19 protein-coding genes and 1 tRNA gene are annotated in these 20,826 nt (G+C 59.7%); 12 read left to right on the top strand and 8 right to left on the bottom strand.

Going from position 1 to position 20,826, the window contains the following annotated elements:
- Positions 1-63 precede the first annotated feature (63 nt).
- Both K3819_RS13855 and K3819_RS13850 read right to left on the bottom strand, forming a co-directional pair.
- Positions 64-1,392 (bottom strand): D-arabinono-1,4-lactone oxidase, encoded by a 1,329-nt coding sequence (locus tag K3819_RS13855; protein ID WP_221399697.1) that lies wholly within the window; start codon positions 1,390-1,392, stop codon positions 64-66.
- A gap of 76 nt (positions 1,393-1,468) precedes the next feature.
- On the bottom strand, positions 1,469-1,831 hold the full coding sequence (locus tag K3819_RS13850; protein ID WP_085611754.1) for a cytochrome c5 family protein: 363 nt from the start codon (positions 1,829-1,831) through the stop codon (positions 1,469-1,471).
- A 231-nt stretch (positions 1,832-2,062) separates the two neighbouring features.
- Here K3819_RS13850 and K3819_RS13845 point away from each other — a divergent pair, with 231 nt between their 5' ends.
- The 3 genes from K3819_RS13845 to K3819_RS13835 all read left to right on the top strand — a co-directional run bounded on the left by K3819_RS13845 (position 2,063) and on the right by K3819_RS13835 (position 6,741).
- Positions 2,063-3,688 carry an NADP-dependent glyceraldehyde-3-phosphate dehydrogenase gene (locus K3819_RS13845; protein WP_221399575.1) on the top strand — a complete coding sequence of 542 codons (1,626 nt, stop codon included), beginning with the start codon at positions 2,063-2,065 and terminating at the stop codon, positions 3,686-3,688.
- A 46-nt stretch (positions 3,689-3,734) separates the two neighbouring features.
- Positions 3,735-4,775 (top strand): FUSC family protein, encoded by a 1,041-nt coding sequence (locus tag K3819_RS13840; RefSeq protein ID WP_178076469.1) that lies wholly within the window; start codon positions 3,735-3,737, stop codon positions 4,773-4,775.
- 73 nt (positions 4,776-4,848) lie between these two features.
- A complete protein-coding gene (locus tag K3819_RS13835) occupies positions 4,849-6,741 on the top strand; it encodes an acyltransferase family protein (RefSeq protein ID WP_085611757.1) in 1,893 nt (630 codons plus the stop codon).
- A gap of 2 nt (positions 6,742-6,743) precedes the next feature.
- On the opposite strand, the gene K3819_RS13830 is transcribed toward K3819_RS13835, so the two are convergent.
- The gene (locus K3819_RS13830; protein ID WP_221399574.1) at positions 6,744-7,637 is read right to left on the bottom strand and encodes a DMT family transporter; all 894 of its coding nucleotides are present in this window, start codon (positions 7,635-7,637) and stop codon (positions 6,744-6,746) included.
- Positions 7,638-7,776: 139 nt separating this feature from the next.
- Between K3819_RS13830 and K3819_RS13825 the strand changes: the two genes are divergently transcribed.
- Positions 7,777-8,214 (top strand): Lrp/AsnC family transcriptional regulator, encoded by a 438-nt coding sequence (locus K3819_RS13825; protein WP_064381847.1) that lies wholly within the window; start codon positions 7,777-7,779, stop codon positions 8,212-8,214.
- A 40-nt stretch (positions 8,215-8,254) separates the two neighbouring features.
- A complete protein-coding gene (locus tag K3819_RS13820) occupies positions 8,255-8,581 on the top strand; it encodes a YceK/YidQ family lipoprotein (protein WP_085611759.1) in 327 nt (108 codons plus the stop codon).
- Between the two features lie 72 nt (positions 8,582-8,653).
- Here the strand turns inward: K3819_RS13820 and K3819_RS13815 are convergent, their stop codons facing one another.
- Entirely contained in the window at positions 8,654-9,325 is a 672-nt protein-coding gene (locus K3819_RS13815) for a Bax inhibitor-1/YccA family protein (protein ID WP_007955123.1), read from the bottom strand.
- Positions 9,326-9,447: 122 nt separating this feature from the next.
- Between K3819_RS13815 and K3819_RS13810 the strand changes: the two genes are divergently transcribed.
- A tRNA-Ser gene (locus K3819_RS13810) sits at positions 9,448-9,535 on the top strand.
- Between the two features lie 375 nt (positions 9,536-9,910).
- A complete protein-coding gene (locus tag K3819_RS13805) occupies positions 9,911-10,162 on the top strand; it encodes a DUF2790 domain-containing protein (RefSeq protein WP_221399573.1) in 252 nt (83 codons plus the stop codon).
- Positions 10,163-10,238: 76 nt separating this feature from the next.
- On the opposite strand, the gene K3819_RS13800 is transcribed toward K3819_RS13805, so the two are convergent.
- Positions 10,239-11,165 (bottom strand): LysR family transcriptional regulator, encoded by a 927-nt coding sequence (locus K3819_RS13800; RefSeq protein WP_039772208.1) that lies wholly within the window; start codon positions 11,163-11,165, stop codon positions 10,239-10,241.
- Positions 11,166-11,404: 239 nt separating this feature from the next.
- Between K3819_RS13800 and K3819_RS13795 the strand changes: the two genes are divergently transcribed.
- The 3 genes from K3819_RS13795 to K3819_RS13785 are packed head-to-tail and all read left to right on the top strand — an operon-like array spanning position 11,405 to position 14,187.
- Positions 11,405-12,841 (top strand): NAD-dependent succinate-semialdehyde dehydrogenase, encoded by a 1,437-nt coding sequence (locus K3819_RS13795; RefSeq protein ID WP_221399572.1) that lies wholly within the window; start codon positions 11,405-11,407, stop codon positions 12,839-12,841.
- An 11-nt stretch (positions 12,842-12,852) separates the two neighbouring features.
- Positions 12,853-13,185 carry a carboxymuconolactone decarboxylase family protein gene (locus K3819_RS13790; RefSeq protein ID WP_221399571.1) on the top strand — a complete coding sequence of 111 codons (333 nt, stop codon included), beginning with the start codon at positions 12,853-12,855 and terminating at the stop codon, positions 13,183-13,185.
- Positions 13,186-14,187 carry an NAD(P)H-quinone oxidoreductase gene (locus K3819_RS13785; RefSeq protein WP_221399570.1) on the top strand — a complete coding sequence of 334 codons (1,002 nt, stop codon included), beginning with the start codon at positions 13,186-13,188 and terminating at the stop codon, positions 14,185-14,187.
- Between the two features lie 126 nt (positions 14,188-14,313).
- Here the strand turns inward: K3819_RS13785 and K3819_RS13780 are convergent, their stop codons facing one another.
- Positions 14,314-15,243, bottom strand: coding sequence for a LysR family transcriptional regulator (locus K3819_RS13780; RefSeq protein ID WP_221399569.1), 930 nt, complete (start codon positions 15,241-15,243; stop codon positions 14,314-14,316).
- Between the two features lie 102 nt (positions 15,244-15,345).
- Between K3819_RS13780 and K3819_RS13775 the strand changes: the two genes are divergently transcribed.
- Both K3819_RS13775 and K3819_RS13770 read left to right on the top strand, forming a co-directional pair.
- Positions 15,346-15,672 (top strand): nuclear transport factor 2 family protein, encoded by a 327-nt coding sequence (locus K3819_RS13775; RefSeq protein WP_221399568.1) that lies wholly within the window; start codon positions 15,346-15,348, stop codon positions 15,670-15,672.
- The gene (locus K3819_RS13770; RefSeq protein WP_221399567.1) at positions 15,669-16,451 is read left to right on the top strand and encodes an SDR family oxidoreductase; all 783 of its coding nucleotides are present in this window, start codon (positions 15,669-15,671) and stop codon (positions 16,449-16,451) included. The genes K3819_RS13775 and K3819_RS13770 overlap by 4 nt, the downstream gene beginning before the upstream one ends.
- Positions 16,452-16,536: 85 nt before the next feature.
- Here K3819_RS13770 and K3819_RS13765 read toward each other — a convergent pair whose 3' ends face one another.
- A complete protein-coding gene (locus K3819_RS13765; protein WP_221399566.1) occupies positions 16,537-19,626 on the bottom strand; it encodes an efflux RND transporter permease subunit in 3,090 nt (1,029 codons plus the stop codon).
- Positions 19,623-20,732: an efflux RND transporter periplasmic adaptor subunit gene (locus tag K3819_RS13760; RefSeq protein ID WP_221399565.1), complete on the bottom strand. Its 1,110-nt coding sequence runs from the start codon at positions 20,730-20,732 to the stop codon at positions 19,623-19,625. Before K3819_RS13760 ends, K3819_RS13765 begins: the two co-directional genes overlap by 4 nt.
- Between the last annotated feature and the right edge of the window lie 94 nt (positions 20,733-20,826).

Genomic DNA, 20,826 nt, shown 5'->3' with positions numbered 1-20,826 from the left:
CCCCGACCAGCAAAGCGCCAACACCCAAAGTCCCGAGTACGAAATTACGTCGATTGACCGCCATCAGCTCACCCCCAGAATCGACGACAGATGCCCGTTGAGAAACTTGCCGCTCGGGTCCAGCGCCTGGCGTACCTGAATGAATTCCTGCCAGCGCGGATAGAGCGTTTGCAACGTGCGGGAGTTGAGCGTGTGCAACTTGCCCCAGTGCGGGCGGCCGTTGTACTTCCAGAAGATCGGCTCGACGGCGGCGAAAAAGTTGTGATGGTCCATCTGGTAATGCTGGTGGACCGAGATCGAACAGCTGTCGCGGCCTTCGAACATGCTCAGCGGAATGTCGTCAGCCTTCACGTAGCGGTACTCGATGGGAAACCAGGTGCGCAGGTCCTTGTCGCGGATCAGTTTGAGAATCTCGCGCAGGCAGGCCGGGCCGTGTTCGGCGGGCACCGAATATTCCATTTCATTGAAGCGCACGGTGCGCACGTTGGCGTAGATGTCGAACGAGTCGCCGACCCGGTCGTCGAAACTCGCCAGATGCCGCAGGCTGTTGAGCAGCGAACTGCGCAGGTTCGGGAAATCGCTGCCGTACTTGTCGATCTTCTCGATCAACGTCACGAACTCGTTGCCGCCCTCCTCTTCGGGCGGAATCGGCGGCGTGGGCGGGTCAGTGGTTTCGTTGAGGGCGATCGACAGGGCGTAATCGGAATGGGTGACGACGAGCATTTCCCAGTGCTGGTTTTCGCGGGTGTTCTTGTCCAGGTCTTCGAGCAGTTCTTCGGTCTTGGCGATCCACTGGGTTTCCCGCAGGCGATAGGCCGGGCGGTTTTGCAGGCGGATTTTGGTGGCCACGCCCAACGCGCCGAGGGATACCCGGGCGGCGTTGAACACTTCGGGATGACGCTGGCTGTCGCAATCCAGCACCTCGCCACTGGCGGTCACCAGTTGCAGCCCGCAGACGTGGGCCGAGTAGGACTGGAAGGTTTTGCCGGTGCCGTGGGTCGAGGTGGAAATCGCCCCGGCGAGGGTCTGGTAATCGATGTCGGCCATGTTTTGCAGCGCCTGGCCGATGTCCTTGAGCGGCACGCCCATTCGCGACATTGGCGTGCCGGCGGCGAATTCGGCTTGCAGGGTTTTCGGGTCGTGATCGAGCAGACCGTTGAAGTAGCTCAGGGACAGTAACGTGCCATCGGTGGGCACCAGCGCGCTGAAGGAATGCGCCGAACCGACCGGACGAATCTTGCCCGGTGCCTGTTGAATCACCGCCGTCAGTTCATCCAGATTCTTCGGTGCCACCCGCGCCGCCGGCAGGCAACTCTGCCCGCCCGACCAGTTGCGCCAGGGAATCAGCCGCGGTGCGCGCATCAACTGGCCCAGCGCCGGATTGGAAGCCAGCGCGCTGAACGCCCCGACGATGCTTGCCCGTTGCAACAACTGCCGGCGTGTCAGATCTATCGGCATGCCAGGGTCCTTATTGTGGGAGCGGCTGGTCGGCCATGAAGCCGATCAACTGAAGGAATTGTTCTTCCGAGCACTCGACGCACTGGCCCATCGGCGGCATGCCGTTGTAGCCGTTGATGGCGTGGTCGAGCAGCGTGTCGGCGCCCTGCTGGATGCGCGGCTCCCAGGCCTTGCGGTCACCGGTCAGCGGCGCATTGGCGGCGGGGTTGGCGTGGCAGAGCTGGCAGCTGTTGGCGTAGATCTGCGCCAGCGCCGGGTCGGAGGGCATGGCGCTACGGGCGATGCCGGATGAGGTCGGGGAGTTGGCGTCTTCGCCGCAACCGGCCAGTGCAACGGCCAGCATCAGCAGCCAAGTGAATCGGGATGCCCGCATAAAGATCCTCGCGTGAGGTGCCGCTTATTGTTGTGATCCCACCTTAAGGCAGCGACGGCGGCGGGTTGAGGGCATTGCGGGACAGTGAGGGGGGCATACGGGGCCAGTCAGGTCTTATGCCGTGCGTGACATTCCCGTGACATTTGCGGGTTTAAATTTCAGTGAATTCAGGCGTATAACCTGTAAAGCCTTTTCCAATCGGCCCGCCGACATCTTCTACGGGGTAGCGACATGACCACAGCAAACATCCTTGGCAACCTGTTCCCTTCTGTCAGCGACATCCCGGAAAAATACCGCCTCGACGGTCAGGTCGAGCAACGCGAATACCTGGTCGATGGCGAGTTGCGCCGCTGGGACGGCCCGCTCGCCACCGTACGCAGCCCGGTCTATCTGCATGGCGACAACGGCGACGAACAAGTGATCCTCGGCAGCACGCCACTGCTGGACGCCGACACCGCCCTCACCGCGCTCGACGCCGCCGTGCGCGCCTACGACCGGGGCCAGGGCCTGTGGCCGACCCTGCGCGTGGCCGAACGCATCCAGCACGTCGAAGCCTTCCTCGGGCGCATGCGCCAGCAACGCGACGCCGTGGTGAAACTGCTGATGTGGGAAATCGGCAAAAACCTCAAGGATTCGGAAAAAGAGTTCGACCGCACCTGCGACTACATCGTCGACACCATCAACGCGCTGAAAGAACTCGACCGCCGCTCCAGTCGTTTCGAACTGGAACAGGACACCCTCGGCCAGATCCGCCGCGTCCCGCTCGGCGTGGCGCTGTGCATGGGCCCTTACAACTATCCCCTGAACGAGACGTTCACCACGTTGATTCCGGCGCTGATCATGGGTAACACCGTGGTGTTCAAACCGGCCAAGCTCGGCGTGCTGCTGATCCGTCCGCTGCTCGAAGCCTTCCGCGACAGCTTCCCCACCGGTGTAATCAACGTGATCTACGGCAGCGGCCGCGAGACCGTCAGCGCGCTGATGGCCAGCGGCAAGATCGACATCTTCGCCTTCATCGGCACCAACAAGGCCGCCAGCGACCTGAAAAAGCTGCACCCGAAACCACACCGCTTGCGTGCCGCGCTGGGCCTGGATGCGAAGAACCCCGGGATCGTCCTACCCGAGGTGGATCTGGACAACGCGGTCAGCGAAGCGGTCACAGGTTCCCTGTCGTTCAACGGCCAGCGCTGCACCGCGCTGAAGATTCTGTTCGTGCATGAAGATGTGGTCGACAGCTTCATCGAGAAATTCAACGCCAAACTGGCCAGCCTCAAACCAGGCATGCCATGGGACAGCGGGGTTTCGCTGACGCCGCTGCCAGAGTCAGGCAAGGTCGATTACCTGCATGGGCTGGTGGCTGACGCGCAGAGCAAAGGCGCCCGGGTGGTCAACCCGAATGGCGGCGAAGCGCGGGCCTCGTTCTTCTACCCGGCGGTGTTGTACCCGGTGACGCCGCAGATGCGTGTCTATCAGGAAGAACAGTTCGGCCCGGTGGTGCCGATCGTGCCGTACCGTCACCTCGATACCGTGATCGACTACGTGCTGGAATCGGACTTCGGCCAGCAACTGAGCATCTTCGGCACCAACCCGGTCGCCGTCGGCCGCCTGGTCGACACCTTCGCCAACCAGGTCGGGCGGATCAACCTCAACGCCCAGTGCCAGCGCGGCCCGGACACTTACCCGTTCAACGGGCGCAAGAACTCCGCCGAAGGCACGCTGTCGGTACACGATGCGCTGCGGGTGTTTTCGATCCGTACGCTGGTGGCCACCAAGTTCCAGGAACCCAATAAAGATCTGATCAGCGAAATCATTCGCGGACGGGATTCGAACTTCATCGCCACCGACTACATCTTCTGAGGAGGAAACACCGCTGAGCACTTTCAGCCCCCACCGTTGGCCGCCGCTGTTGCGGCGGATCCTGCGGCCATTGCTCGACCCGTATCGACGTTATCGCCATGCACGAACGATTCACGCGGTGCGGGTCGCGCTGGGATTGCTGGCGACGATCCTGCTGACCACCGGCATCAACCTGCCCCACGGCGAGTGGGCGTCGGTGACCATGCTGGTGGTGATCGGCGGCTTGCAGCACCACGGCAACATCGGCAAGAAAGCCGCCGAACGCGCCACCGGGACCTTGATCGGTGCCGGCGTCGGTTTGTTGATAGTGGCGCAGCAGGCGTGGCTGGGCATGCCGTGGCTGACCTATTTTGCGATGGCGGTGGTGTGCGGATTCTTCTCGTATCACGCCATCGGCAAGGGCGGCTACACCGCCCTGCTCTCGGCCATCACCGTGTTCATCGTCGCCGGGCATGGCGACAACCCGATCACCGACGGGCTGTGGCGTGGGGTCGATATCCTGATCGGCATCGCCCTGGCCCTGGCCTTTTCCTTCGCCCTGCCGCTGTACGCGGTGTACTCGTGGCGCTACAACCTGGCCGACGCGCTGCGCGATTGCGCGACGGTGTACGGACGGATCATCGGCGGCCAACCGGTGACCGCCGACGAACACTTGAAGTTGATGAACCGGCTGAACGCGGTGATGGTGCAACTGCGTTCGCTGATGCCTTCTGTGTCCAAGGAAGTCAAAGTGTCGATGACCGAGCTGGACGCTATCCAGCGCAACCTGCGCATGTGCATCAGCACTCTGGAAATCCTCGGCAACATCCGCCCGGACGCCAACGACCCCGACGCCATGACGCACCTGCAAGCGGCGCTCAAGGCCGAACACCGGCACATTCGCGTGCAATTGATCGGCATGGCCCGAGCGTTGAAATCCGGTGCGGTCCAGCGACTGGGACGTCCGGTGGAATTGCCGGACGCCAGCCTCGACACGCCGATTTACAGCCCGCTGGATGGCTACCGTCTGCTGACCCGACAACTGGCAGCCAACATCGGCGAGATGCGCCAGCGTCTGGCGAAGACTGCGCCGCGCTGGAATATCTGAGACTTTTCCGATGTAACAAACTCTACATACTCTCTACAATGCGCCCCCACAACGGACGTGGATGGATGCTTCAATGCAATTCAGGACGAATATCAATGCCTTGCGGGCGCTTGCCGTGCTGTCGGTGGTGCTCTATCACTTCGCGGTTCCAGGATTCGGTGGCGGTTTTGCAGGCGTAGACGTGTTCTTCGTCATTTCCGGCTTCCTGATGACCGGCATCATCTTCACGGGCCTGGAACAGCAGCGCTTTTCGTTACTGGGGTTTTACGCCTCGAGAGCCCGACGCATCATCCCGGCATTGCTGGTGGTGTGTCTCGCCCTGCTGCTGTTCGGTTTCGTCTTTCTGCCGCTGGATGACTTTCGCGACGTCATCAGAACGATCAAAAGCAGCCTGCTGTTCAGTTCCAACTTCATGTTCGCCAAGGGTGGCAGCTACTTCGACGCACCGCTGCACGAGAACTGGTTGCTGCACACCTGGTCGCTGTCAGTCGAATGGCAGTTCTACATGCTGTATCCCTTGCTGCTGATGGCGCTTTACAAGTGCCTGGGCGCACAAAAGACCCGCTACAGCTTGTTGATACTGGCTGCTGCGTCTTTTGCCGCCTCGACTGTCATCACACGCTCGGATCCGGTGTTTGCCTTCTACATGCTGCCGACCCGAGCCTGGGAATTGATTGCCGGTGGCCTCGTATTTCTCTTTCCCTTGCAACTGAGCAAGCGCAACGGCTCCATCTGTGAAGGCCTTGGGCTTCTGGCAATTTTGGGTAGTGTGTTGTGTTTTTCGGAACAGGACCTTTGGCCGGGTTACCTGGCACTCTTGCCGGTTCTGGGCACGGTACTGGTGATCTACGGTAATACCCGATCGGTTTTCAGCACGTTCAAGCCACTGCAATTGACCGGCACCATTTCCTACTCGGTTTATCTGTGGCACTGGCCACTGGTGGTTCTTCTCTACACTTGTGGCCTGCTCAATAGCTGGCCACACGTCTGGGGCGCGGTGGCGTTGTCATTTGTTCTGGGTGCCGGGTCGTATTACCTGGTGGAATCCAGGATCAAGCCGATAAAGTCGGTACGCGGTACGCTCTTCAGGTATGCATCGTGGGTGACCGGAATGGTTGTCGTGTCTGCCGCGACGGCGTCGCTGGTCAAGAATCACCCATCACTTCGCTTTGCCTTTGTCGACCTCGGGCAACCCGAGTACACCAGCAAACTCTATACCCAGGAATGCCGCCCGAATGCCCATGGCGCCGCCGATTGCAAACTGGGCAACGGCGAGGTGTCAGTCATTCTGTTTGGCGACAGTCATGCGCAATCCACCGCCGCTGCCGTGCAGATGGATAATCCGCAAGCAGCTTTGTCGTGGTCCCTGGGTGGTTGTCCGACATTGCAGAACTTCCAGATGCACGACAAAACACTCGAGCGTCAATGTCAGGCGTTCAATCACGAAAAACTGCAAATATTGAAGAATTCATACACGGGAATTCCAGTGGTGCTGTTCAGCAGAGCGGCGCTGTATGCCGATCCGAGTCGTAACAACAGCTATCGGATTCGCTTTCCCGATCAGCAGCCAATGTCTTTCAGCGAGGCCTACGTCGCTGAATACGCGAACACCGTGTGCGCCATCGCCGAAAACCATCCGGTTTACATCGTCAAACCAATCCCGGAGATGCCGTTCAGCGTCTATAAAGGCCTGAATCTGCATCAACGCATTTTTGGTGACACTGCCGATATTTCCATCCCGTTGCAGGATTACGAGCAACGCAACCGAATCGCCAACGATGCCATTGAAACTGTGGCGAAACGGTGCAATGCACAGGTGCTGGACCCGACCCCGCTGCTTTGTCCGGACGGTAACTGCATGGGGTCAAAGCAAGGTGTGCCGTTGTATTTCGACGATAACCATCTGGTCGATGCCGGCAATCAACAACTAAGAGGACTGTTCAAAGCCGCGGTCAAGGAGATCTGAATTCACTGAGCGAGCAGACGACGTGACTTCAATCCCCAACCCTGTTGCATGCCGGCTGCTGCCAGCAGGATTGCCGCCACGCCGACCCATTGCAGAGTTTGCAGTTGGTGGCCGAAGGCAAACCAGTCGACGAAAATCGCCGCGATCGGGTAGATGAACGACAGCGCGCCGGTCAATGCGGTCGGCAGTTTCTGAATCGCGCCGTAAAGCAGCACATACATCAGACCGGTGTGGACGATGCCCAGCGTCACCAGACTGGCCCAGGCACTTGGCGCCTCGGGCATTGCTGAAAAATGCGCGAACGGCGCGAGCAGCAACACACCGGTGCAGACCTGGATCAACGCAATCAGATGCGGCGGTGTGCCGGTCAGGCGCTTGATGATCAATGCCGCGATGGCGTACAGAAACGCCGCACCCAGCGCCAGCGCGATCCCCGTCAGGTAATCACTGCCGCCCTCGCCTTGCCCCCCATGGGCACTGACAATGGCCAGCATTCCCATAAATGAAATCGCCAGCCAGAACAGCTTCTGCAGGGTGATCTTCTCGCCCAGAAACAATGCCGCCAAACCCACCAGCATGAACGGCTGCACGTTGTACACCGCCGTGCCGATGGCAATCGATGCCCGTGAATACGAGGCGAACAGCAGCACCCAGTTGCCGACGATTGCCATTCCGCTGAGCACCGCCAGCAGGAAAATGGTGCGGGTCAGGATGCCTGGGCGCAGAAAGCCGAATGCGGCGCAGATCAGCAGCAAGGTCCCGGAGCCGAATACGCAGCGCCAGAACACCACGTCCAGCACCGGTTGCCCCGACACCAGCACGAACCAGCCGATTGTCCCGGATATCAGCATGGCGGCGGTCATTTCGAATGAGCCGCGACGGAGTGTGTTGTCCATCATCAATCTCCTTAATGTGTGGCAAAAGTATGCCAAGCGAGACCGAAACTTCTCCAGCGCAAAAAGCAGGCTAAACTCGGTTTCTGCCTTTTTTATCAAGGGTGGTTTGTGCCATTCGCCTAATGCGGGAGTTTCTTGTATGACCGACGATATCGACCAGATCCTGATCGGAGCTCTGATGGAGGATTCGCGCCGCTCGCTCAAGGCCCTTGCGCAAATCAGCGGGTTGTCCTCGCCCAGCGTGGCCGAGCGCCTGCGGCGTCTGGAGGAGCGTGGCGTGCTTAAGGGTTACACCGTAGAGATTGACCCGAAATGCTTCGGTTATCAGTTACAGGCGATTGTCCGGGTGCGGCCATTGCCGGGGCAGTTGCAGGAAGTGGAGCGGCAGATCCTTTCGATTCCCGAGTTCACCGAGTGTGACAAGGTCACCGGAGAAGATTGTTTTATCGCGCGCCTGCATGTGCGCTCGATGGAGCAGCTGGACACCCTGCTTGACCGGTTGAATACGCTGGCGGAAACCAATACCGCGATCGTCAAGAAGACCCCGGTGAAACGTCGATTGCCGCCGATGGCGTGAGCGGCATAGATTGTGTTTTTTCCGGCGAAGGATTGGCGGTATGAAAATTCAGGCAATGATGCTGGCGATGTTGATGCTGGCCGGGTGCGGGACGGTGCAGACCGTGGCGTTCAGCGATAAGTCTTCCACCGACCAGTTGAAGACTAAAAAATCCTACTGCGGCGCTGTACCGCGCATCTACAGCGGCGTGACGTACGATTTCTGCATGCTGCACGCCGAAAAGCCGGATGACGTCGATGCGTTCAACTACAAGAACGCGACGCCGGGTCTGCTGGTCGATGCAGCCGTGTCGGGAGTGCTCGATACGTTGCTGCTGCCTTACACGATCTACAAACAACAGGCCGATGGCAGCATCGTGATCAATTGAACGTCTGCTTTCTTCTTCGCAGGCAACAAAAAACCCGCTTTCGCGGGTTTTCTGTTTATAGCGGTGCAGCGATCAGTCGTCGCGGCTCATGATGCCGAAGATCTGCAACAGGCTGACGAACAGGTTGTAGATCGATACATACAGGCTGATGGTCGCCATGATGTAGTTGCGCTCGCCGCCGTGGATGATGGCGCTGGTCTGGAACAGGATGCAAACCGAGGAGAACAGTACGAAACCTGCGCTGATCGCCAGTTGCAGGCCGCTGATCTGGAAGAACATGCTTGCCAGCGTCGCACCCAGCAGAACGAAGAAACCGGCGGTGATGAAACCACCGAGGAAGCTCATGTCCTTGCGGGTGATCAGCACGTAGGCCGACAGACCACCGAACACCAGTGCGGTCATCGCGAACGCGGAGCTGACCACTTCAGCGCCGCCCTGCATGCCCAGGTAACGGTTGAGGATCGGGCCGAGCAGGAAACCCATGAAACCGGTCAGGGCAAACGCCGACACCAGGCCCCAGGCGGAATCACGAAGCTTGTTGGTGAGGAAGAACAGCCCGTAGAAACCGATCAGCACCACGAAAATATTCGGGTAGCCGACCCGCATCTGCTGGGCCACGAACGCCATCACACCGCTGAATGCGAGGGTGAGCGCCAGTAGACCGTAAGTGTTGCGCAGGACGCGGCTAACCTCTAGCTGCTCAGCCTGCACGCTGTTGTGAACTGCGTAATCCTGTTCGCGCATGGCGACACTCCTGTTGGTTTGAAACGTTCAGTCGCAAAGATCATAACAGACGCTCTGTAACAAGCCATGCACAGAGTTTGACAGTGTGTTTCATTCAGGTATTATGGCGCCCGCAACGCAACGGAGGTGTGGCCGAGTGGTTTAAGGCAACGGTCTTGAAAACCGTCGACTGTAACAGGTCCATGAGTTCGAATCCCATCGCCTCCGCCATCTTATGTACGACAAAGCCCTGATTATTCAGGGCTTTGTCGTTTCTGGCATCCAGAAATTTGACTCCTCTCCCTCAGGATGGTTTGCGCATCTTTTCGGTCATTTCCGCACCCCTGCTCTTCCGACACGGCTGCGCGCGCCCCCAAAAAAATTTAGTTGTCTCCACCTCGCAACTGAGGGAGGCAGCTGTCTTCAACATGCGGTTTTCAGTCAAAAGCCGACAGTCCCAAAATCAAGCGTTCTAACGTCCGAAACCTGACGATTGTGTTCGGAATGTAGAAAAGTCTTTCCCTGATTCGCTCCTGTTTCCACAAATCCCTCGAGCCTAAAGTTCGTCCTGCCAGCAAGATCACCCTTACTTCAGGAAATCTCATCATGAAAACTGCAATGATCATCGTCGCACTCTTGGGCTTCAGCTCTGTGGTAGCGGCACAGGACGGTAATGCCAAGAATCAACAGGTCGAGCAATATGGCTACGGCACCCACCTTGATGTCGCCAAGGTCATCTCTGAAGACCCGGTGCCGGATATTTGTGCAGTCGTACCGACACACCTGACCTACCAGGATTCACAAGGCAAACAACACGTACTGGCCTATAAGGTCATGGGCCGGTGCAGCCAAGGCTAAGTAACCTGTTCGCCGATCATTGCGCCTCGGGAAGTTGCTTCATCGAGGCGCAAATACCTTTCTGCCCCGCAGCGTTTCAACCGATAAGTGCTTTGGCCGTGGCTGCCAGCTGACTGCCAACCTGATCTTTCAACGTTTCGATGAAACGCGTGATTTTTGCATCGACGAACTGTCGCGAGGTATAGACGGCATACACGTTACGCTCGTAGGTATGGTAGTCAGGCAAAACCCGCACCAGCTTGCCGGAGCGCAGATCGTCGATGGCCGTGAACCCGGCCAGCAAGCCAATCCCGGCACCCTCTCGAATGGCAAGCGCCATCGCATCCATATCGTTGACGCTGAAACTCGGCCCTGTCGGGATAAATGTCGCGTCCCCCGCCTTGCTTTTGAGCTGCCACTCATCCCGCGCATAGTCCACCGTACCCAGCAGCAAACACTGGTGATCACGCAGATCTTCAGGCGTCTCCAGAGGCGCATGCCGGGCCAGGTAGTCTGGCGACGCCACCAGAACACAATGGCTGACACCGATCTTTTGGCTGACGTACGCGGAATCGGGTAGCGCTCGGGCGATCAGAATCGAGACATCCAGTTGGTCTTCCAACAGGTTAGGCATGCGTTGTGAAAGCAGTAAATCCACAGACACGTCCGGGAATTGCTGGCGGTAATCCAGCACGGCCCGCGTGACCAGATGCCGAGCCAGTCCGGGGACGCAATGCACCCGCAGTGTTCCCCGAGGCTCCAGCGCCGCATTGCTGGCTTCGGCTTCGGCACTTTCCAGATCAGCCAGAATTTTCGTGCAGCGCTCATAGAACCGTCGCCCCGCATCGGTGACCGACAGGCGCCGCGTCGAGCGCTGCAACAGCCGTGCGTCGAGCACGTTTTCAAGCGCAGATACAGCACGCGATACGTTACCGACCGTGGAGTCCAGATGATTGGCCACGGCCGTGAAACTGCCCATCTCGACAACCTTTATGTACACCGACATGTTCGAAAGCTTATCCATCGCGACCTTCCTGTGGATCTGGCGCACACCCGTGATAACCGCTTTTTTCAGGATGCTACACGGTCGGCCCGCAGCCCGATATTACCTCTGCAGACAACAATGATTCCCTTCGGCCCGACTAAATCAACGGGCCCTCCTTCCATAGACTTGGTTGCACAAGCTTCCTGATCAGGCTCTGCGGCACAGCCCATCAGGCACCGAGCTTCATACGAATCTCACAACCAACTGAAGGCTACATCATGAAGACTTCCTACGATCCGCTTTATCTTTTCATCGGTGGTGAATGGCTCAACGCCGAAGGGCGCGAGACTGCCGCCGTGGTTAACCCGGCAACCGGCCGGGAAATCGGACGCGTCCCACTCTCCACCGCAGGCGACCTTGATCACGCCCTGGCAGTGACTCGACTGAGCTTCGAGCAATGGCGCCAGACCGTGCCCGACAAACGCGCAAAAATTCTCAAACGCGCCGCCGACCTGATCCTCGAACGTGCACCGCAGATTGCTGCGCAGATGACCCTGGAGGAAGGCAAACCGCTGGGTGAAAGCCTGGATGAAGTGACCCGCGCGGCGGAGTATTTCGAATGGTTCGCCGAAAGTGCCCGGCGCATCGACGGCCGTGTGGTCCCGGCCAATCGACCAGGCGTGCTGCAACTGGTCAAACGCCAGGCCATCGGCCCGGTGGCCGCATTCACGCCCTGGAATTTCCCGGCCATCACCCCGGCACGCAAACTCGCGGCAGCGCTGGCTGCGGGTTGCAGCGTCATTCTCAAGCCAGGTGAAGAAAGCCCCTCCACAGCGCTGGCCCTGGCGCGTGCACTCGACGATGCAGGATTGCCCAAGGGTGTGCTGCAAGTGGTCTTTGGCGTACCGGATCAAGTGTCCAGCCATCTGATCGCCTCGCCGATCATTCGCAAAGTGACGTTCACCGGTTCGGTGCCCATCGGGCGCCTGCTCTCTGCACGAGCGGCTGAAGGCGTGAAGCCCATCACCCTCGAACTGGGTGGGCACGGACCGGTTCTGGTATTCGAAGATGCCGACATTGAAAAAGCCGCCATCGAAGGTGTCGCCAATCGGTTTCGCGGGACCGGGCAAGTATGCATTTCATCCACTCGGTTTCTGATCCAGCGTGGTGCCTATCAAGCCTTCGTTGATCACTTTGTCGCTGCGACACAGGCCCTGCGGATCGGCGACGGCTTGCATCCTGACACCCAGGTCGGACCGTTGGCCAACCCAAGGCAATTGGCAAAGATGGAAGAACTGGTCGCCGACGCCGTCGAAAAAGGTGCGCGGGTATTGGTCGGTGGTGAAGCCTTGTCAGGCGAAGGCTACTTCTTCCAACCCACGGTTCTGGCGGATGTGCCGATGGATGCCCGCGTGATGCACGAAGAGCCTTTCGGCCCTATCGCCGTGCTGATGCCGTTCGATGAACTGGCAGATGGTTTGAAAGAAGCCAACCGCCTGCCCTACGGCCTCTCTGCCTACGCGTTCACCTCCAGCGCTCGCACGGCCATTGACGTCGCGGACGGATTGGAGGCCGGGATGATCGGGATCAACCAATACCGCATCGTCGCTACCGAGCTCCCCTTCGGCGGGATGAAAGAGAGCGGTCACGGCTCCGAAGGTGGCATTGAAGGTATCGAGCACTATCTCACCCACAAATTCATCAGCCAGGTTTAAGGAGCTCGCCCATGTCCAGGATCAACTTCAACAGTCCTCGCGAAGCCGCGCGCGCGTTCACGCCAAAGCTGGCGCAATTCGTCGACTCGACGCTTTATCCGCAAATCTGGAGCGATCCGGCGCTGTCCCCGCGCGACCGTAGCCTGATCACCGTGGCGGCATTGATTGCCGCTGGTCACTCGGAAGAGTTGCCTGCCCACTTACGCCGCGCGGCTGGCAACGGTGTGACCCAGGACGAAATGGCGGCAGCGATCACGCACCTGGCTTTTTACGTAGGTTTCCCTGCCGCCATCACCGCATCCGCGATCGCCAACGCCACGTTCAGCGCAAAGGAGAACAACTGAATGAAAGCCATCGACATCAGAGCGTTTGGTGCGCCAGACGTCCTCGAACTCGTAGAAGTTGCCAGCCCTGAAGTCCGTCCTGACGACCTTCTGGTACGTGTCTATGCCGCTGGGGTGAACCGTGCGGACCTGACTCACCGGACCGGTGGGTACGGCCGTCCGAATTTCGGCGACTCGCTGATCATCGGCCTGGAAATCGCCGGCGAAGTGATCGGCAAAGGGAGCGCGGTAACAGGATTCGAGGTGGGAGATCGAATCATGGGCGTGGTTGGAGGCGGTGCCTACGCCGAACTGGCACGCATCGATTACCGCATGGCCATGCACATCCCCGCGCAGCTTGACTATGTACACGCGGCAGCCATTCCCGAGGTATTCGTCACCGCCCATGAAGCGATGATGCATCTGGCTCGGCTCAAGGCTGGCGATTCAGTGTTGATTCATGCGGCCGCCGGCGGCGTCGGGTCGGCCGCGGTGCAGCTGGCTTACGCCACGGGTGCCACGGTGTATGCGACGACCGACGGCAGCAAGTTGGCGCGTGTCGAGCATTTGGGCGCTGACGTGGCGATCGACTACAAGACGCAGGATTTCGCTGACGTAATCGCCGCCAAAACCCAGGGTCGCGGCGTCGATGTCATCATCGACTTTATCGGGGCGCCCTACTTCGCACGCAACATCGCGTCCCTTGCAAAGGGCGGTCGCCTGGTTCAGGTGGGCATCCTCGGCGCAGGCGGCAACGTGACCGTAGCGCTGGAGGACATTCTTTACCGCCATTTGCAAATCATCGGCACGGTGATGAAGTCGCGCACACAACCGGAGAAGCACGACATGATCAAGCGCTTCCGTGAGCACTGGCTTGGTCGCTTTGAGGGTGCCGCAAGTCTTGAGCCTGTCGTCGATAGCACCTTTGCGTTATCACGGGCTGCCGATGCTCACCGCCGAATGGAGTCTTCCGAGAACGTCGGGAAAATCATTCTGACGATGCAGCCTGAAGACTTGCGTTGAGTCTGGCCAGATTGGGATGGAACTGAAAAAGGTGCCTTTCGTGGGCACCTTCAACGGGTGTGGGGAACACTCTTTGCAAAGCTACCGCCGCGGTTTGAGATGCTCAATCCCATTACCTGGCGCCTATCACCGATGATTTTCGGCACACGGCCGATCAAACGAGTTGCGATCCAATAGACAGTCGATGAACGCACTCAGGGCGGCTGGTCGATACTGTCTGTTCGGGTAATAGAGGAACAGCCCTGGGCGCGAGATCGACCAGTCAGCGAGAACCTGGACCAACCGCCCCTCGGCCAGGAGCTCACCCACGCCTTCTCTCTTGAAATGGTACGCAATGCCGAGCCCCTGCACGGCTGCAGCGATACCGATGTCGGGATGATTGGTGACGACGGGACCATCGACCGCCACCTCCATTGGCTGCCCTTGCTCCTGGAACTCCCAGCGATAGGGTCTGCCGTCCATCTGCAACCGCCAGTTGATGCAAGCGTGATCCTGCAACTCGGCAGGTGACCGGGGCGTGCCACGACGTGCGAGGTAGTCCGGAGATGCCACAGCGACCATGTTCAGGTCCGGGGTGAGGCGCACGGCCACCATATCGTTCTCAAGCCGACCACCTACACGGATGCCCGCGTCAAATCGGCCGCGCACGATATCGGCCAGTGCGTCGTCCACCACAATGTCGAGCAGCACATTAGGGTGGGCCTGATGGAAGCGTGCCAGGCGAGGCGCAATGAGGGTTCTGGCGGCGATCCCTGGCGTATTGATACGCAGCGTGCCGCTTATCTGCCCTGTTGCCTCACTGGCTTCGGCGACTGCAACAGCCATCTCTCGAAACAAGGGGGCGATACGGCTGTAAAGCAGCTCACCACTCGCCGTGGGAGCAACGCTGCGAGTGGTGCGATTGAGCAGGCGTGCGCCAAGGCGAGCTTCGAGATGCCGAATGGTCTGGCTGAGTGCGGAGGGTGAGAGCCCCAGATGCTCTGCCGCGCGAGCGAAGCTCTGGCGCTCGACGATCGCCACGAAGGCTTTCAGCTCAGCAAATTCGGATCCGCGCATTATGCATTGTTCTCTACATGACCAATGCTGATTCTAGGCGATTCAATTAATTCTGTCCGGTACGCATCCTAGGGCTATCACCGACCCCATGGAGCCGACAACATGCCTGTCTTGACCCTACCCGAACCAATTGCCGCTTACTTCGCGGCTGAACATAACCCCGAAGCACTGGCGCATTGCTTCACGGCGCAAGCCGTCATGACGGACTTCGGTCATACCTACGCGGGTATCAATGCCATCAAGGGCCTCTTGGCCGAGGCATCGCGCAAGTACAGCGCTACTACCGTTCCCCTGACCATTGAGCGAGAGGACGGATTGCAACTCGTCCGCGCCAGGGTTAGCGGCAACTTCCCCGGCAGCCCGACCGTTCTGTCGTACCGCTTTCGTCTTGAAGGCGGCCTGATCGCATCGCTGGAGGTAACAGCATGAACTTCGACCTTCAACTCGATGGCCTGCGCACCGTGGTCACCGGCGGCACTATGGGCCTTGGCGCTGCAGTCGTTCAGACTCTCGTGGAGGCAGGCGCAAGGGTGGCGACCTCGGCGCGCGACGTGTCAGTACCACCGATGGAGGGTGTCACCTATATCGGTGCAGATCTGACCACCGCAACAGGCGTTGCTCACCTCGCAAAAACGGTCCTTGAGATGTGGGGTGGTGTCGACATCGTGATCAACGTGCTCGGAGGGTCAAACACGCCGGGTGGTGGTTTTGCCGCCATCAGTGACGAGCAATGGCTGGCAGAACTGAATCTGAATCTGATGCCTGCCGTACGCCTGGACCGCGCATTACTGCCATCCATGCTGGCCCAAGGCTCAGGCGTCATCATCCATGTGAGCTCGATCCAGCGCATGATGCCTCTGTATGAGTCAACCACCGCCTACGCCGCCGCCAAGGCGGCTCTCACCACTTACAGCAAGTCTCTTGCAAAAGAAGTAATGCCCAAGGGCGTTCGTGTGCTGAGTGTCGCGCCGGGGTGGATTGAGACAGAGGCGTCCGTAAGGTTTGCCGAGCGATTGGCTGAACAAGCGGGAACCGACTACGAAGGCGGCAAACGAATTGTCATGGAGTCGATAGGCGGAATCCCACTGGGAAGGCCGGCCAAGCCCCAAGAAGTTGCGGACTTGATCGTCTTCCTTGCATCCTCCCGGGCTGCATCGATCTCTGGATCCGAACACCGTATCGACGGCGGTACGATCTCAACCCTGTAATCGATATCCGCAATCAAGGAACGGCGGCGAGCTCTCGGGACTTGCCGCCTCCCTGCCTCTCTCGGGATGTTCCCGGCGCCAATCGCTACACCGGTTTGACTATTGCAGTCGGCGCCCTGGCGTCGGGACCGATCTTGAACCAGATCGAGTACATCGCGGGCAGGAACACCAGCGTCATGACGGTGCCGACGAGCGTACCGCCAATCAGGGTATAGGCCAGCGTCCCCCAGAACACCGAGTGTGTCAGGGGAATGAACGCCAGGATCGCCGCCAGGGCCGTCAACAGCACCGGTCGCGCACGTTGCACCGTGGCTTCGACGACAGCGTGAAACGGATCCAGCCCTTCTTGCGCGTTGTGATGAATCTGACCGATCAAAATCAGCGTATTGCGCATCAGGATCCCCGACAGTGCAATCAATCCGACCAGCGCATTGATGCCAAACGGCTGATTGAAGATCAGCAGTGTCGGCACCACGCCAATCAAGCCTAACGGCGAGGTCAGGAACACCATGATCATCGCCGAGATCGAACGGACCTGCACAATGATGATGACCAGGGTCATGGCGATCATGATCGGCAACAACGGCAGGATCGCCTTGCCGGCCTTGCCGGACTCTTCGATCGCACCCGCCTGCTCGATCCGGTAACCGGAAGGCAGTTTCTCGATGATCGGCTGCAGTTGCTTCAGCAGCGCACTGGAAACGTCCGGTGGCTGCAAGTCTTCGGCAATGTCGCCGCGCACGGTGATGGTCGGAGTGCGATCACGCCGGCGCAGGATCGGATCCTCCATGCGCACATCGACCTCGCCTATCTGCGACAACGGGACCCGCTGCCCCGACGCACCGACCAGGGTGAAGCCTTCGATTTGCTGTGGATCGAGCCGGATATCGCCCGCTGCCCGCCCCATGACCTGCACTGAACGAATATCCTCACGCACCGCCGTGATCGGTACTCCGCTGAGCAGGAACTGCAACTGCTGTGCAACCGCAGTCGATGTCAGCCCCACAGCCTGCAGACGGTCCTGATCCAAATTGAAATGCAACGACGGAGTCAGCGGCCCCCAATCAGTGTTCACGGTTCTCATCATCGGGCTGTCCTGCATCACGCCCCGCACCTGCTCGGCGATCACCCGCAACTTGGCCGGATCAGGCCCCATCACCCGGTAGGCCACCGGAAACGGCGAGTAAGGACCAAACACGATTTGCGTTGCCCTGAGACGCGCCTCCGGGGCGAGCCCTTGAGCGACCGCGTCACGAAAACGCAACTTGAGGGTTTCCCGCGCTTCCTGACTGTCGGTCAGCACTACGATCTTGGCGAACGACGGATCGGGCAGTTCCGGCGCCATGGCCAGAAAGAAACGCGGCGCACCCTGGCCGATATAGGCCGTGACGATTTTTGCTTCATCCTGCTGGTGCAGCCAGGCTTCGACCTTGGCGGCCGTGGCGCTGGTCTGCTCGATGGAGGTGCCGTAGGGCATTTGCACCTCGATCATGACTTCGGGACGGTCAGAGGTCGGGAAGAACTGTTTCTTCACCAGGCCCATGCCTGCCGCCGCCACGAAGAACAGCGTAATAACCATGCCCGCGACCAGCCATTTGCGCGCAATGACCCGGGTCAGAATCCGACGGAAGCGGTTGTATCGCGGCGTGTTGTAGATCGCCGCATGTCCACCCTCGACTGCCTTGATGTCCGGCAACAGTTTCACGCCCAGATAAGGAGTAAACGCCACCGCCACGACCCATGAAGCGATGAGAGCGATGCCCACAATCCAGAACATGTTGCTGGTGTATTCGCCGGCCGTGGACTGAGCGAAACCGTTGGGCAAAAAACCGATCGCCGTCACCAGGGTTCCGGACAGCATCGGCGCCGCCGTATGGCTCCAGGCATAGGCAGACGCCTTGATGCGATCGTAGCCCTCCTCCATTTTCACCACCATCATTTCAATGGCAATGATCGCATCGTCGACCAGCAAACCAAGCGCCAGGATCAATGACCCGAGGGTAATACGGTCGAAATTCTTGCCGGTGGCCGCCATCACCACAAACACGATCGCCAGGGTCAACGGCACCGCAGCGGCGACCACCACGCCGACACGCCAGCCCATGCTCAGAAAGCAGACGAGCATGACCACCAGCAGCGCGACAAAGAACTTGACCATGAACTCGCCGACGGCGGAGTCGATATTCACTGCCTGGTCGGTGACCTTGGAGAGGCTCATGCCCAGTGGCATTTCCTCATTGATCCTGACGGTCTCGGCATCCAGCGCCTTGCCCAGATCAAGACCGTTCCAGCCCTCACGCATCACCACACCGAGCAACAGCGCCTCTTCGCCGTTATTGCGCACCAGGAAGGTGGCCGGGTCTTCGTAACCGCGTTCGACCGTCGCCACATCAGACAACTTGAGTGTCCGCCCCTGCACGATCACAGGGGTGTCGCGGATTTTTTGCAGCTTGTCGAACGCACCATCGAGACGCAGGAAAACCTGCGGCCCGCTGGTGTCGATTGATCCGGCCGGGGTCAGTGCGTTCTGACTGTTCAGCGCGGCGAAGATGTCCTGCGGTGACAAGCCCAGGGTCGCCAACCGGTCATGCGAAAAGGAAACAAAAATCCGTTCGGCTTGTTCGCCGATGATGTTGACCTTCTTCACCCCCGGCACATGCAACAGGCGCTGGCGCATGGACTCCGCATCGCGGACCAGCAGACGCTGCGGCTCGCCCTTGGCTTTCAGGGCGAACAGCGCAAAGGTCACGTCCGAATACTCGTCGTTGACCATCGGCCCGATGACGCCCGCCGGCAACTTGATCGCTTCATCGTCGAGTTTTTTACGCGCCTGATAGAACTCTTCCTGCACTTGCGAGGGCGGCGTGCTATCGAGCAACGAGACCATCGTGAAAGCGAGCCCTGGTCGCGTATAGGTTTCCGAGCGGTCGTACCATTTGAGTTCTTGCAGGCGTTTTTCCAGTGGCTCCGCGACCTGATCCTGCATCTCCTGTGCGGTCGCCCCCGGCCACGCCGTGATGACGGTCAACTGCTTGACCGTAAACGGAGGATCTTCGGCACGCCCCAGCTGGAAGAACGCCAGGGTGCCGGCAACGGCGATCAGGAAAATCAGAAAGACCGTGATCGAACGCTCGCGAACGGCGATGGCGGAAAGGTTGAATCGGCCCTCGCTCATGGACGACTCCCGGCAACGGTCGCCGCATCAGGCACGGGCATTCTTACTGCTTCACCTTCGCGCAACAGGTGAGCGCCCAGCGCCACAATCTGTTCGCCGACCCGGAGATCGCCAGCGACTCGGGCCGAATCGTCGCTCAACCCCAGCACCCGAACCGCTCGCCAGGTCACGGTTGGCGGGGTGCCGGCGATGATCCACACGCCAGGACCCTGACCCGCGTCGTAAAGCGCGGCAACAGGCACTTGCAACGATGCGGCAGGTGTCGAACCCTCGGCGATTCTGAGGGTGACTGTCGAACCTATCGGAGCATTGGCCAGCGCGCCTTCCAGTACATAGCGGGCCTCGAACGTACGCGTCGTGCGGTCCGCCGAATCCGAAAGCAACCTCAGTTTCGCGGTCACAGCACCCGAGGCGTCGCCATAGAGCGTGGCTTGCGCAGTGGATCCTGCTGCGGGGCGCAACGTCTCGGGCAAGTGCACGATGGCCTCGCGCTGGCCTGCCCGCGCCAGTCGAACCACCGGTTGTCCAGGGCTGACGACTTGTCCGGGTTCGGCGAGTGTTTCCACCACAACGCCGTCGGCATCGGCAACCAGCACCGCATAACCGGAAGCGTTGCGAGCTACGTCCGCTTGCGCTTCAGCGGCGCTGAGTTGGGCCTTGGCGGTATCTGCGGCGGCTTTGATCTGATCGTAGGCCGATGCGGAAATGGCGCCGGCGCTGACCAGAGTGCGATAGCGGGCTTCGTCATCGGCTGTCTGCCTGGCGCGGGCCCGTGCGGCGATGACCGACTCCTGCTGCGCGCGTGCCTGCAGCCCCAAGTCGATGGGGTCGAGCCGCATCAGCGGCTGACCGCGTTTGACGCTCTGCCCCGTGTCAACCAGACGCTCGAGCACCTTGCCCGAAACGCGAAACCCCAGGTCGCCCTGAATGCGCGCAGTCACCACTCCCGTGAAGGTGCGGGAACCGTCAGCCGCAGCCTGAACGGCGGTGAACCTGACCAGAGGCGCCTGTGTGCGCGGGTCTGCAACGGATGAGGAATCACCGCACGCCGCCAGGGCGAGTGGCAACAGGCATGCGGCAATAGGGGAAATTCGAAGCCGGCGCATAGGTTCACTTACTGAAATAGGATGACCATCATATTCTCATCTTTGTGACTAATATCGTCAACAGTCACATTCCATGAGGTATTCGACGCTCCAT

The sequence above is a fragment of the Pseudomonas sp. 3-2 genome (assembly GCF_019710535.1).
Lineage (GTDB): Bacteria > Pseudomonadota > Gammaproteobacteria > Pseudomonadales > Pseudomonadaceae > Aquipseudomonas > Aquipseudomonas pharyngis.
This window is presented reverse-complemented; position numbering and strand designations above follow the sequence as displayed.

Bases quoted from the DNA above. Each gene is read 5' to 3' on its own strand.
- K3819_RS13835 (WP_085611757.1), top strand. From the start codon at position 4,849: ATGCAATTCAGGACGAATATCAATGCCTTGCGGGCGCTTGCCGTGCTG.
- K3819_RS13770 (WP_221399567.1), top strand. From the start codon at position 15,669: ATGAACTTCGACCTTCAACTCGATGGCCTGCGCACCGTGGTCACCGGC.
- K3819_RS13785 (WP_221399570.1), top strand. From the start codon at position 13,186: ATGAAAGCCATCGACATCAGAGCGTTTGGTGCGCCAGACGTCCTCGAA.
- K3819_RS13795 (WP_221399572.1), top strand. From the start codon at position 11,405: ATGAAGACTTCCTACGATCCGCTTTATCTTTTCATCGGTGGTGAATGG.
- K3819_RS13780 (WP_221399569.1), bottom strand. From the start codon at position 15,243: ATGCGCGGATCCGAATTTGCTGAGCTGAAAGCCTTCGTGGCGATCGTC.
- K3819_RS13815 (WP_007955123.1), bottom strand. From the start codon at position 9,325: ATGCGCGAACAGGATTACGCAGTTCACAACAGCGTGCAGGCTGAGCAG.
- K3819_RS13790 (WP_221399571.1), top strand. From the start codon at position 12,853: ATGTCCAGGATCAACTTCAACAGTCCTCGCGAAGCCGCGCGCGCGTTC.
- K3819_RS13775 (WP_221399568.1), top strand. From the start codon at position 15,346: ATGCCTGTCTTGACCCTACCCGAACCAATTGCCGCTTACTTCGCGGCT.
- K3819_RS13825 (WP_064381847.1), top strand. From the start codon at position 7,777: ATGACCGACGATATCGACCAGATCCTGATCGGAGCTCTGATGGAGGAT.
- K3819_RS13805 (WP_221399573.1), top strand. From the start codon at position 9,911: ATGAAAACTGCAATGATCATCGTCGCACTCTTGGGCTTCAGCTCTGTG.
- K3819_RS13850 (WP_085611754.1), bottom strand. From the start codon at position 1,831: ATGCGGGCATCCCGATTCACTTGGCTGCTGATGCTGGCCGTTGCACTG.
- K3819_RS13765 (WP_221399566.1), bottom strand. From the start codon at position 19,626: ATGAGCGAGGGCCGATTCAACCTTTCCGCCATCGCCGTTCGCGAGCGT.
- K3819_RS13760 (WP_221399565.1), bottom strand. From the start codon at position 20,732: ATGCGCCGGCTTCGAATTTCCCCTATTGCCGCATGCCTGTTGCCACTC.
- K3819_RS13845 (WP_221399575.1), top strand. From the start codon at position 2,063: ATGACCACAGCAAACATCCTTGGCAACCTGTTCCCTTCTGTCAGCGAC.
- K3819_RS13820 (WP_085611759.1), top strand. From the start codon at position 8,255: ATGAAAATTCAGGCAATGATGCTGGCGATGTTGATGCTGGCCGGGTGC.
- K3819_RS13800 (WP_039772208.1), bottom strand. From the start codon at position 11,165: ATGGATAAGCTTTCGAACATGTCGGTGTACATAAAGGTTGTCGAGATG.
- K3819_RS13830 (WP_221399574.1), bottom strand. From the start codon at position 7,637: ATGGACAACACACTCCGTCGCGGCTCATTCGAAATGACCGCCGCCATG.